This is a genomic window from Macrococcus equipercicus, from assembly GCF_024205945.1.
Classification (GTDB): Bacteria; Bacillota; Bacilli; order Staphylococcales; family Staphylococcaceae; genus Macrococcus; species Macrococcus equipercicus.
This window is the reverse complement of the sequence record NZ_CP073809.1, coordinates 196388-209378: the sequence shown is the minus strand read 5'-3', so window position 1 is coordinate 209378 and position 12991 is coordinate 196388. Positions and strand designations below refer to the sequence as shown.

Genomic DNA, 12991 nt, shown 5'->3' with positions numbered 1-12991 from the left:
ATTATGTATCAGTACAATGATTTCTCTTCGATCAACCTTTCAAGGAACGTCTCAAGAATGCTGTCATCAACCGCCAGCGAGACACGGACGAAATTTCGGCCGCGCTCTCCAAAAGGTATGCCCGGTGTGACAAGCATGGACTGTTCCTTCAGCAAGTAGTCGACGAATGACTCACCATCATAACCCCGAGGTGTCTTCAGCCAGAGGAAAATACCTCCCGCAAGCGGACTGTATGGAATGTGATGTTGATCAAGAAGAGCGGTCACACGGTCACGGCGCCTGCGGAACAAATTGTTCTGCACTTCTGTAAACGACTCGCCGAGCTTCAGGGCAGCAGTACTTGCATCCTGCAGCGCCCCCCACATGCCGACTTGTGTATGATCCTGGAATTTATTCAGTGCAGCAATCATCTCTTTGTTGCCGACCGCAAACCCGACGCGGAAGCCTGACATATTGAAGCCTTTAGACAATGAATAAATTTCTACGGCGATGTCTTTAGCCCCGGGAGACTGCAGGATACTCGGGTTTTTCGCATCAAAACCGAATGCCGCGTAAGCGAAGTCGTGGACAATCTTCGTCTCTGTCTGTTTAAAACGATTGACCGTCTCATCAAAAAACTCACGCGTCGCTACAGCGCCTGTCGGATTGCTCGGATAGTTCAAGTAGATGAGCTTCGTCCTGCTAAGCTGATCAGCCGGCACATCATTAAAGTCGGGTAAATAGCTTTTTTCTTCATAGAGCGGCAGTGTATAATGCTCACCGTGAGCCAGTATGACCCCCGCCAAATAATCCGTATAGCCCGGGTCCGGCAGCAGCACACCGTCACCCGGCTCTATGACGCATAACGGCAAATGCACAAGCCCGTTCTTCGTCCCATATAAAATGCATATTTCCTCGTCTTTATCGAGTGTCACATGATAGACATCATGATAGAACTTCTGGATGGCTTCCTTGAATGTATCTTTCCCCCTGAACACCCCGTATTTATTGTTCTCCGGGTTCTGCACTGCTGCGCTCATCGCTTTGATCACTTCATCTGGTGCCGGCTTATCCGGAATGCCGACTGCCATATTAATCAGCGGCTTGCTGCCGATTTCAAGTTTACGTCCCATGGTCTTACCGAAATAACTGTCTGGAATATCATTTAAAATTTTTGTGTAGGTCATGCTGATTCCCCTTATATAATGATATAAAAAAATGTCACCGCTTAATAGCGATGACATAGGTCACTTATCTATCAAGCATCTGCTTGCTGGATTTAGCACAGTGCCGAAGCCTGCTGCTGAGATTTCTTCGGGCCAAGTCCCTCCATCTCTCTGGATAAGATATTCAATTGGTGACTTTCACTATAATATGATATGACACACGCGTCAATATGAATTAGCGTGTTTCAGTGATTGTCTGTTTTCTTTTTTTGCGGTTTTTTATGGCCATAAGCATTTCATAGACCACCGGCACGACAATCAATGTCAGCAGTGTAGATGATACAAGACCACCGATAACAGTGACGCCGAGCGCTTTTGAAATTAACACTGAGCCGTCGCCGCCGAATAACAGCGGTGATAACGCCCCGATTGTTGCCAGCGCAGTCATCAAGATCGGTCTGACACGAGTCGACGCCGCTTCAAGCAGTGCGTCACGTGTTGATAATCCACTGTTCTCCATATGAATGACGCGGTCAATCAATACGATGGCGTTGGTGACAACTATACCAATCAGCATGAGCACCCCGATCATCGATGGAACGGACAATGTTTCTTTGGCAAGAAGCAGACCGATGATGACACCAATAACCGTAAACGGTAGTGAGAACAAAATAGCAAGTGGTGCCAGACCACCTTTAAACGTCAGTACAAGAATCAAATAAACAATACCGATAGCGGCAAGCATCGCAATACCTAACTGAGAGAAACTTTCGCCGATATCTTGATTTGTACCGCCGACATGGATAGAGACGTTGCTCGGTGTATCGATTTTGTCGATTGCCTGTTGCACGTCCGCTGTCGTTTTACCGACATCGTCTGCTTTAATTTTGCTGTCGACAGTAGCTGAGACGTCACCATCTTCACGAGTGATTGTATCTGATGATTTACCTTCTTCAATCTTGACAATGTCGCTCAGTTTCACGTCGCGGCCAAGCGGCGAAGTGATTTTAGTATCTTCAAGCTTTTGTTTCGTCCAGTTGTTCTGCTCCGCTTTCGTCAGAACAACTTCAGTTGATTTTCCGCCTTGTCCTACTTTAGTGACGACTGTATCAGGTGAACGCTGATTAAGTGTCATTGCTACTTGACCGGCTGTCAGGCCGAGTTCAGATAATTTGTCGTGGTCAACTTTCAGCGTATATTCATCATAGCTTGCTGATAACGAAGAATCCACATTGGATAATGCTTTTTCGTCTTTCATTGCTTTTTCTACTTTGTCGACTGTCGAACGAATGGCATCGGTGGAAGGTCCGACAACCGACACAGACACACTATTAGAAGCGCCGCCTGTAGCGAAGTCCTGATTTTTCCAAGAACCTGGATAGTTGTAAGTTGCGAGCTTATCCAGTACTTTTTCTGCTTCATCATCCCAGTTCGGCGTGTTTTTGTTATATTCAACCATCATTGCCATGTCGTTTGACGCAATCGGGCTGAATGGATTTTTACCACCGACGGAGAACTGGACGTTTTCAACATATTTCTTGTTCGATAAGTAATGCTGTACTGTCTCAGCATGCTTGACAACTTCATCTTCTGTCTCTCCCGGCTGCGGCTTATAAGTAAGCGCGAGCAGCTTATCTTCACCTGTTGAAATGAATGATGTGCCGACAAAAGGCATTAACATTAAACTACCGACCAGTAATAATATGCTGAGTAAGCCGACAATCCATTTATGTCTTAATGACCAGTCGAGAATGCGGCGGTAGAAGCCGGCGATAGCACCGGGCTTTTCATCATGATGGCCTTTAATGCCATTTCTGAAGAAAATATGGCCGAGCATCGGTACGATTGTGATCGCAATTAAGAGTGATGCGAGTAAGGCGAACACAACAGTCAATGCGAACGGTCTGAATAACTCCCCGATTGAACCTGATACAAGTCCAAGCGGCAGGAACACGGCAATCGTCACAAGTGTGGACGACATGATCGGAATGAACATCTCACGCGTCGCATCGGCGATAAGAGCTGAGCCGCTCAAGCGTTCGTTCTTCAGTGACATCCGGCGGAAAATATTTTCTATAACAACAATCGAGTCATCAATGACTCGGCCGATCGCAACCGTCATTGCGCCGAGCGTCATAATATTCAATGTGACATTCAGCTGCTTTAAAATAAGCAGTGCAATAAGAATAGACATTGGAATAGAGACAACGGCGATAAACGTCGAACGTATATTACGCAGGAAGATCAAGATCATGATAACTGCGAACAAGGCACCAATCAGTGCTTTTTCCACCATTGTTCTCACAGAATCTTCAATCGGTTTAGCCTGGTCCATCATCAGCAGAGCATTAATATCTTTATTCTCTTTACCGAACTTATTAACGATGTCTTTCACATCATTAGCAAGTTTCACAGTATTAGCATTGTCTGATTTAACAACTTGAATACTCAATGAATCTTTACCGTTTGTTTTAGAAATTGAATCGCGGCTTGCCACATTTTTAATCTTTGCAATATCACCTAATTCCACTGTCGGCAGCTTCATCTGTGCTGCGGCAGGATTAGCGCTTTGCGCACCAGCTGCCGGATTTGCCTGCGCTTGAGCGCCTGCTGTTTGTCCTGCACCTTGAGAGGCACCTGTCATTGGTATTTTCAGTGACTTCAAAGCATCGACTGATGTAAACTGGCCGTTAACGACGATAGACTTCAAGTCATTACCGAATGTGTAAAGGCCGAGCGGTGCATCAGTTGTTGCGCCTTTAATGAACTGCAGCACCGTGTCTTCAGTCAATCCTTTTTTCTTAAGTTCAGCTTCATCAAACTGCAGCTCAATCTGCTGAACTTCCTGTCCTGAGAAAGTGACACTGCTGACACCATCCACTCCTTCAATTTGAGGGACAAGGTCATCTTTAATGACTTTTGTCAGTTCCTTGATATTGTTACTGTCTGAAGAGAAAGAATAACTGATAATCGGGAAAGTATACATAGAGATACGGTCGATGGTCGGCTTCTGCGCCTCTTCCGGCATATCTATTTTTCCTATAGCTTCCTGCAGATCTTTCTCCGCTTTATCCATATCAGTACCGAAATCATACTGGAGGGTAATGGCTGAAGCATTCTGCAGCGACTGGCTGGATACTTTGTCGACACCTGACATACTCGCCACTTTCTTCTCGATTGGGTCCGTCACGTTATCAAGCACCGCTTCCGGCGTCGCTCCTGGATAAGGCGTCGTTACTGTGATGACCGGTGAAGATATACTAGGCAGCATTTCCATTTTCATCGTCATTGCCGAATAAATTCCGGCCGCTGCAAGAATCAATGTCATCAGCCAAAGCGCCAATTTATTATGTAACGAGAAATTTATAATTTTCTGTATCACTGTCTTCCTCCATTTTTCATTCTCAACTAACAATATAGACCAAATGACTATATATTGCTAATTATTACCTCTATATTTCTCGAAAATAATATGCGTTCCTGTCGTCTGTTTCTGTTCTTGGGTCAACTCATCATAAAGCTGATAGGCAAGTTCAAGGCCAGGCAGCTGGATATTCAGCTTTGCTGCCTCGTCGAGCGCTATCTTCATATCTTTCAGGAAGTGATGCGTATAAAATCCCGGCTGATAATCACCGTTCAGCATCCGAGGTGCGAGGTTTGACAGCGACCAGCTGCCCGCTGCACCTTTAGAAATTGTTTCAAGAACCCGCTCAATATCAAGTCCTGCCTGCTCAGCATAATAGAGACTTTCTGCCACGCCGATCATGCCGGACGCAATCGCAATCTGATTGGCCATCTTCGTGTGCTGACCGCTGCCGGCCGGACCGAAGTACTGCACGCTGCTGCTGAACATATCAATGATATTCTTCACTTTAAGGAACGCCTGCTCATCGCCCCCGACCATCACAGATAATGTGCCTTTTTTAGCACCGACGTCGCCGCCGCTGACAGGTGCATCTATAACTGCGATACCAGCGTCTTCTGCTTCTCGAGCAATCTTACCGGCAAGTTCTGGACTTGACGTCGTGCAGTCAATCAAGATCTGCCCTGCTCTGCCATGGTGAATTAATCCTGTTTCTCCTAAGTACATGGCTTCGACATCATGTGGATAACCAAGCATCGTAAAAATAATGTCACATGCTGCAGCCACTTCTTGTGGACTGTCACACCACACCGCTCCTTCTGTCAGCAGTGATTCAGCTTTTTCTTTCGTGCGGTTGTAGACAAACAGCGAATGTCCTTTCAAATGACCCGCCATACTGCGGCCCATGACTCCTGTACCAATAAATCCAATATTCATGTGCTACCTCCAGATTTATATTTTAAAACTCATGATTTTCCATTAAAATGAATAGCAATAGGAGGGTGTTATATGCAAAAGGTACTCATGCTGCTTTTTATCATTATGCATATCGTCTTAACCACAAGTTACTTCATTAATAGTGGAATTATCTTCTTTACTACGTATTTCTGGTTTTTATTCTGTATCATCACTGTTATCAATGGTACTGTTTATTTTTTTGCAAAACTTCCCGTCAAAGAAAAGAATACGGCTTACAAAGTACTGGCCAGTACGCTCATACTCGTCAGTATGCTTAATTTATTTTTCATTCTTTATATCAGTTTTGTGAACCCTTATTTCTATCTGGAATTCAGACATTAATTATATTTCGTTATTTCATCCATGGCTTTTGAGATAGCATCTCTGAAGCCTTTTTCTTCTAGTTTTTTCACTCCTTGAATGGTCGAACCGCCTGGAGACGTCACTTGATCTTTCAGGACTGCAGGATGCTTACCGCTTTCCAGCACCATCTTCCCTGCTCCAATGACCATCTGGCTCGCCAGCTGATAAGCCGTTTCCCGGCCCAGACCAGCAGCGACAGCATTGTCGGCCATCGCTTCAATCATCATGTAGACAAATGTCGGTGATGAGGCCGCGATAGCAGGCATAATATGCATCAGCGATTCATCAATCCACTTCACTGTACCCAGCCGCTGCATGATTTCAGTTAATTCTTGGATTTCTTCTCTGCTGACATAGTCATTATGACTCATGGCAATTACGCCGGCGTTCACTGCAACAGGTGTGTTAGGCATCATCCGGACAATTTTCTGATGATGGTCAAACATATCATCGATATCCTGTATCGACACACCGCCCGCAATGGACATAATGAGATGATCCTCTACTAAATAATGGTGCAGCTGTCCTGCGATTTCAACAAAAGCTTCAGGTACAATGCCAAGCATGATACCATCGTAATCTTTAAGTTCTTCAAGTGTTTCAATACTTGTTACACCGTGTTTTTCGACAAAATGCTGCTGCTTCTCTTTATTTCTGAGCCATAGACCAAATGCGCTGAGTTCCAGCCCGCTATTTTTCCAGCCCTTTACCATCTGTGTTACCATTTTGCCGCCGCCAATTATCGCTATCCTCATATGATCCCTACTTTTTACGTCCTTTAGTGAATTTCAGCTTCATCTTCGTCACCCGCGGCTTCACTTGTTCTATTAATCGATAGACCGGCTGATTAAGTACATAGTCAAATTCCCCGATTTTCTCACTCAGACGCGTGCCCCACATCTTCTTGAACTGCCAGAGCCCGAAATGCTCTGAACCTTGCGGTGGATTGTTGTCTGTCCCACCGAAATCATAGCTTTTAGCTCCGCGTTCACGGGCATAGCGCATCATACTGATCTGCATGTTGTGATTCGGCAGATAATCCCGATATTCATTGCTTGAAGCGCCATATAAATAATAAGATTTATGCCCTGAGAATGTCAGCAGCGCACCCGACAATACTTTTCCTTCAGGATTTGTTTCATTCAGCTGTTCAAGTTCAGCGAGCTGTTTTTGCAGCTTCGTCTGCTGCAGCGCGATATCTTTCAGCTGATTCTGTGCTTTCTTCTGATCCTTCTTCTGTTCAAGCTTCTGCTTTTTACTTTCAAGCGCATCATACTCTTCCTGCAGTTTAGGGATGACAGCGGCCGGTATGAGTTTGACGAGAAACAGCTCTGCATCGCCGTCTGGATTCAGCGCATCATAAATATTTTCGAAGTACGAGACGTCACGCGTCAGAAAACCATCCCGCTCACCGGTCTCTTTCATCAGAGCGGCGAACGTCTTTAAGTCGTCGCGGCCGGCGATATACGCTTCTGTTCCTTTTTTCTGGCTCAGTTTCACTCGTGAGCGGTTGTTCTTCTCGAAACTTTGAATGAGTGCCTCGTCATCCTGGTCGATGTCTGTAATCATCGTCATCCGCGGCTGAATGTAGCTTTTGCTGAGCCCGTCTTCGAACCCTTTATGGCGGTAGCCGAGTGATTCCATATAATCGACAAGATTCCCCGCATTCTCCACTTCGATGTCCGGATCAATCTTAATCGCATAAGCGCGTTCAGCACGTGCCACTTCAACCGCAAACTTTGTCAATGCTGCTACCACTTCTTTGTCATTATAATCACAGACAAAGCCGCGGGATATGTAGCAGAGCGTAAACGGCAGTCTCGGCACACGTTTGAAGAGCAGCTGGCCGACGCCTGCCACTTCGTTATCACGGCCGACTGCGATGCGTTTTGCGTACCAGCCTGTCAGCCGCTTGGATTCCGCCCATTTAGAAAGCTGCAGCAGATCTCCATTTGGATGCTGTTTCACGAACTGATCGTGTATGTCATTGGAAATATGAAGTCTCTTTACTGTCATGTGAATCTTCCTTTCAATCGTTCAACTATAATCGTCTGGCTATTTTTGTTATAATGATGACAAAATACATGTAAGAGAGGTATATGATGTTCAAAAATATTTTGCTGGCAGTACTTATGGTTGTTAACATAGTGCTCATTTTTCTCTTTCAGACGCGCCAGGCTATTTATCATCTCGATATCAGCGTAGTGGCAGTCGGTCTGACGCTTATCATTTCGATTCTCTTTCTCATTGTGAAGCCTTCGAAAATGAACATGATATTTATTTTGATTGCCCTTCTCATTGCATTATACCATGCGTCGCTATTAGTTATGCGTGTATATCACTACGTCTATTAAGTGAATAAATAAGTCGCCCCGTGAACAGTTACTTCATTTACGTCTGCGTCCGCTGACGCTATCGTGATAGAGCGTATGCCGTCAAAGTCACCTGCTGTAATGGTGAATGCCGGGCTGCCGGGCAGCGTTAACGCATGTCCGTCATAAGTCGCCCCGAATAAATCCTGCCATTCCGTAATCGTTCGTTCCTTGTCTTTTGAAACAAGCGCTATCTCTTTGACAGTCAACGGCTGGAACAAAGACATGAGCGCTTGTTCTCTGTCTTCATCTGATTCATCCCACTGAATGAAAAACGGCAGCTCACGGACGCTGTTATCATCGATATAGAGCAGCTGCCAGCTGATGACCTGCCCATCCGGCTTAGTCCGCGTCATCTTGTTCGGCCCGATCACTTCACGTCCGCATGACACAAAGTGATCTTTTAGCGCATTAATATCATCGGTACGAAAACAGAGTCGCTTAAACCCTTCCTTATAATGCGTACGCTCAAGAGTTGCCGCAAAACTTAACCGCTCCTTGCTATCAACAGCCGCCTGCTTCACTAATGACTCGTCAAAGACATCGATGAATTCAACATAGCTTAAGTCAAAGTAGCTGAGTTGATTATATGTCCCTAATGCTTCATGTCTGCCGCCCGGCTGCAGCAAGAGCAGTTCATCCGGAAACTCAAAATCCTCAAGATTCTTTATATAATGAATGATGTGGTCCCATTTTAATAGCATATCCTTCACCTCATCTTCCATTGTAAGTAATTTTCCCTTAAAACAAAAGAAACAGACAAATTCCCATCAAAAAAACACCCCGGAAATCCAGGGCGTCCATTATAATTACCAATCCTCATCTTTATATCGCAGTGAGGGTTTTGTAAATATTATATAAAAGAGCTCAAAATGCTGCTTCAGCTTATGCTAAATGATATACACGTGCCTCGTAAGGTTTCAAAATAATTTCATCTGATGCTGATTCCTGAAGCTTGTAATTATTCAGCACGATCTTCTCAGGGTCAAAATAAAATCCTTCACTGCTATCGAGTTTCACTTCAATATCAGCAAGATTGCCGATGACAAGCACCTGCTCATCACCTAACGTCCGCGTATAAGCGAACACATCCGGGTGATTCGCATAGACAAGGTCGAATATGCCATACGTCATGATTAAATTCTCTTTTTTGAACTTAATCATTTTCTTATAGAAGCTGTAAATCGACTGGTCATCATGCAATTGTTTTTCGACGTTGATATCAACGTAATTCGGGTTGACTTTCAACCACGGTCTGCCGGTTGTAAACCCTGCATGTTCTGTGTCATCCCACTGCATCGGTGTGCGCGCGTTATCACGGCTGATACGCTGCAGCATCTCGATAATCTTAGCTTTCGGCATACCATTGACGAGTTCATTGTTATAAATATTCTTCGCATGAACATCGTTGAACTCAGAAATATCCTTGAACGGATAATTTGTCATTCCGATTTCCTGACCTTGATAAATAAACGGTGTTCCCTGCTGCAGGAAATACACGGCCGCATGACTGGTCGCACTTTCGTACCAGTATACTTTGTCATCTCCCCATGTAGAAGGAACACGGGGACGATCATGGTTTTCAATGAAGAGTGCATTCCACCCTACATTCTCCAGACCTTTCTGCCATTCTGCCAGCACCTGCTTATAGCCGAGAATATCAAAGCCGGTACCCACATCATGATTCCATAAGTTCAAATGCTCAAATTGAAAGACCATATCAAACTTGCCGTTTTTTTCACCGACCCATAGATCAGCGTCTTCTGTCGTCACGCCATTCGCTTCACCGACGGTCATAATATCATAGTTATCAAACGTCGCTTCTTTCATTTCTTTCAGAAACTCATGGATGCCGGGCTGGTTCATATGACCTTCAAATGATTCGACATAGTTCAGTGCATCCGGATTCGGCAGATCCCCTTTAGAGAACGTCTTTTTAATATGACTGATAGCATCAATTCTGAAACCGTCGATTCCTTTTTCCAGCCACCAGTTGATCATATTATAGACCGCATGGCGCATCTCTCTGTTTTCCCAGTTCAAGTCAGGCTGTTTACGACTGAATACATGCATATAGTACTGATTTGTCGTCGCATCGTATTCCCATGCTGACCCTTCAAAAATACTGGCCCAGTTATTCGGCTCACGGCCGTTCTTGCCGTCTTTCCATATATACCAGTCCCGCTTAGGATCTTCCTTTGAATGCCTTGATTCGATAAACCATGGATGCTCATCACTTGTATGATTCACCACAAGATCCATAATCAATTTCATACCGCGCTCGTGTACTTCAAGCAGCAGACGGTCAAAGTCCTCCATTGAACCAAAATCTCTCATAATCTTCTGATAGTCACGAATATCATAGCCGTTATCATCGTTCGGCGAATCATAGACCGGACTCAGCCAGATAACGTCAATCCCAAGTTCCTTCAAGTAATCAAGTTTTTCTGTCAGACCGTTGATATCACCGATACCGTCACCGTTCGAATCTTGAAAGCTGCGCGGATATACTTGATAACACACCGCTTCTTTCCACCAAATGCGTTTCATTTTCCAGTTCCTCCAGTTAGAGATAAATAAAGCTGTTAACATGACGCATGTTAACAGCTTTTTTAGTTCAATACAATAATATGCACTTACACCGTGATTATAGCGCTGCAGTCTCGTTAAGTGCACCTTCCTGACGGCGTCTTTCTTCTGCTGCGTTACGGATACGTTCTCCTGTTTCTGTATCGAAGAAATGCGCTTTATTCATATCCATCGCCAGGCGGACAATATCGCCTGCTTTAAAGTCATTACGTGCATCCAGCTTGGAAATAAACTCCTGGCCTTCGAACATGGAATAGACCATGACTTCTGAACCGAGCAGCTCGCTGACCGTCACTTTCGTTTCGAACGATGCATTTTCATACGACTGGATAAAGACCGGCTCATCATGAATGTCTTCCGGACGGATGCCGAACTTAACTTCCTTGCCGGCGTAGCCTTTATTCTTCAGTGAGCGCATGATCGCTTCCGGTATATCAAACTCATAATTACCGATACGGATTGATTTTTCCGTTAACTTTCCGGTGAAAATATTCATCGGCGGCGAACCGATAAACTCGGCGACAAAAATATTATCCGGGAAATCATAGACTTCTTTCGGTGTCCCTACCTGCATAATATCGCCGTCTTTCAGCACAACGATACGTGTCGCCATCGTCAGTGCTTCTGTCTGGTCATGGGTTACATAAATAGTCGTTGTCTGCAGACGGTTATGTAATTTCGAAATTTCAGCACGCATTTGCACGCGAAGCTTGGCATCCAGGTTTGACAATGGTTCATCCATCAAGAAGACTTTCGCTTCCCGGACAATCGCACGTCCTAACGCCACACGCTGACGCTGACCACCGGATAATGCTTTTGGTTTACGCTGCAAATATTCAGTCAGTCCTAAAATTTGTGCTGCTTCTTCTACGCGGCGTTTAATGTCTGCTTTCGGTGTTTTGCGTAATTTCAGACCGAATGCCATATTGTCATATACCGTCATATGAGGATACAGTGCATAGTTCTGGAAAACCATAGCGATATCGCGGTTTTTAGGGGCAACATCGTTCATGCGCACGCCGTCTATCGTGAAGTCACCTGCTGTAATATCTTCAAGACCCGCAATCATTCTGAGCGTTGTTGATTTACCGCAGCCTGACGGGCCGACAAATACGATGAATTCTTTGTCGTGAATGTGAAGGTTGAAGTCTTTGACTACTGTGTTGCCACCTTCGTAAGTCTTTTTAATGTGATCTAATCGCAGCTCTGCCATTGTAATTCCTCCTTATACCCACCACATATCGGTCGGTGTCTTTTTAATGATAACTTGCTTTAAATTGCGCACAGCTGTCTGGAATCCTTCTTCTATCGACATCAGCGGATCTTCATGCTCAATGCTGACGACATAATCATAGTCATAAGTCCTTAAGGCACTCATCATCGCTGTCCAGTCTTTTAAGTCATGACCGCAGCCGACGCTTCTGAATGTCCAGCTTCTTGTCTTGACATTACTATAAGGCTGCATATCCAGTAAACCGTACATATTGACATTATCCTGGTCAATATATGTATCTTTCGCATGAAAGTGATGGATGGCGTGCTGTTCACCGAGTATTTTGATGGCCGCGACCGGGTCAATGCCCTGCCACCATAAATGGCTCGGGTCCAGATTAGCGCCGATATATTCGTTCGTCGCTGCTCTTAGTTTCAGCAATGTGTAAGGAGAATGGACGAGAAATCCTCCGTGCAGTTCAAGGCCGATTTTTACGTCATGCGTCTTCGCAAGTTCTGCGATGTCCTGCCAGTATGGAATCAGCTTCTCTTCCCACTGCCAGTCATAACTATCCTTGTATTCAGTCGGCCACGGAACGACCGGCCAGTTAGGCAGCACCGCTTCTTCTGAATCACCCGCTGTGCCGCTGAAACAGTTCACGACAGGGACGTCCATCAAGCCGGCAAGCTGAATCGTCTTACGTAACACCGTATCCGATTCTTCTCTGAATGCTGCTTCCGGTGAGATCGGGTTACCATGACAGCTGAATGATGAGATGAACAGACCTCTTTCAGCGAATGCCTGCTGGTACGTCTCTCTCGCACGTTCGCTTTTAAGCAGCTCGTCAACATCAATATGACTGCTGCCCGGGTAACACCCTGTTCCGACTTCAACTGCTTCAACGCCTGACTGCTGCACGTAATCAAGCATCTCCTCAAATGATTTATCATTGAACAAAGGATTAAACACTCCTAATTTCATCGTACAT

At 45.1% G+C, this 12991-nt stretch carries 11 protein-coding genes and 1 riboswitch; of the genes, 2 read left to right on the top strand and 9 right to left on the bottom strand.

Annotated elements, in window-relative coordinates:
* Nucleotides 1–8: 8 nt before the first annotated feature.
* The 3 genes from KFV11_RS01060 to KFV11_RS01050 all read right to left on the bottom strand — a co-directional run bounded on the left by KFV11_RS01060 (nt 9) and on the right by KFV11_RS01050 (nt 5445).
* Nucleotides 9–1166: an aminotransferase class I/II-fold pyridoxal phosphate-dependent enzyme gene (locus KFV11_RS01060; RefSeq protein ID WP_254250098.1), complete on the bottom strand. Its 1158-nt coding sequence runs from the start codon at nt 1164–1166 to the stop codon at nt 9–11.
* Nucleotides 1167–1227: 61 nt separating this feature from the next.
* Nucleotides 1228–1327: riboswitch (SAM riboswitch) on the bottom strand.
* Between the two features lie 53 nt (nt 1328–1380).
* Nucleotides 1381–4527 (bottom strand): efflux RND transporter permease subunit, encoded by a 3147-nt coding sequence (locus KFV11_RS01055; protein ID WP_149459060.1) that lies wholly within the window; start codon nt 4525–4527, stop codon nt 1381–1383.
* A gap of 57 nt (nt 4528–4584) precedes the next feature.
* A complete protein-coding gene (locus KFV11_RS01050; protein WP_149459059.1) occupies nt 4585–5445 on the bottom strand; it encodes an NAD(P)-dependent oxidoreductase in 861 nt (286 codons plus the stop codon).
* Nucleotides 5446–5517: 72 nt separating this feature from the next.
* On the opposite strand from KFV11_RS01050, the gene KFV11_RS01045 reads away from it, so the two are divergent.
* Nucleotides 5518–5808 (top strand): hypothetical protein, encoded by a 291-nt coding sequence (locus tag KFV11_RS01045; protein ID WP_149459058.1) that lies wholly within the window; start codon nt 5518–5520, stop codon nt 5806–5808.
* Here the strand turns inward: KFV11_RS01045 and proC are convergent.
* Entirely contained in the window at nt 5805–6584 is a 780-nt protein-coding gene (proC, locus tag KFV11_RS01040) for a pyrroline-5-carboxylate reductase (RefSeq protein WP_149459057.1), read from the bottom strand. The genes KFV11_RS01045 and proC overlap by 4 nt on opposite strands.
* 7 nt (nt 6585–6591) lie before the next feature.
* On the bottom strand, nt 6592–7845 hold the full coding sequence (locus KFV11_RS01035) for a lipid II:glycine glycyltransferase FemX (protein ID WP_149459056.1): 1254 nt from the start codon (nt 7843–7845) through the stop codon (nt 6592–6594).
* A gap of 86 nt (nt 7846–7931) precedes the next feature.
* Between KFV11_RS01035 and KFV11_RS01030 the strand changes: the two genes are divergently transcribed.
* Nucleotides 7932–8183, top strand: coding sequence for a hypothetical protein (locus tag KFV11_RS01030; protein ID WP_149459055.1), 252 nt, complete (start codon nt 7932–7934; stop codon nt 8181–8183).
* On the opposite strand, the gene KFV11_RS01025 is transcribed toward KFV11_RS01030, so the two are convergent.
* From KFV11_RS01025 to KFV11_RS01010, 4 genes are all read right to left on the bottom strand, one after another.
* Entirely contained in the window at nt 8180–8905 is a 726-nt protein-coding gene (locus KFV11_RS01025) for a VOC family protein (protein WP_254250097.1), read from the bottom strand. The two genes, KFV11_RS01030 and KFV11_RS01025, sit on opposite strands and share 4 nt — an antisense overlap.
* A gap of 181 nt (nt 8906–9086) precedes the next feature.
* On the bottom strand, nt 9087–10751 hold the full coding sequence (locus KFV11_RS01020; RefSeq protein ID WP_149459053.1) for a glycoside hydrolase family 13 protein: 1665 nt from the start codon (nt 10749–10751) through the stop codon (nt 9087–9089).
* Nucleotides 10752–10848: 97 nt separating this feature from the next.
* Nucleotides 10849–12003: an ABC transporter ATP-binding protein gene (locus tag KFV11_RS01015; protein ID WP_149459052.1), complete on the bottom strand. Its 1155-nt coding sequence runs from the start codon at nt 12001–12003 to the stop codon at nt 10849–10851.
* 12 nt (nt 12004–12015) lie between these two features.
* Entirely contained in the window at nt 12016–12984 is a 969-nt protein-coding gene (locus KFV11_RS01010; RefSeq protein WP_254250096.1) for a sugar phosphate isomerase/epimerase family protein, read from the bottom strand.
* Nucleotides 12985–12991 lie beyond the last annotated feature (7 nt).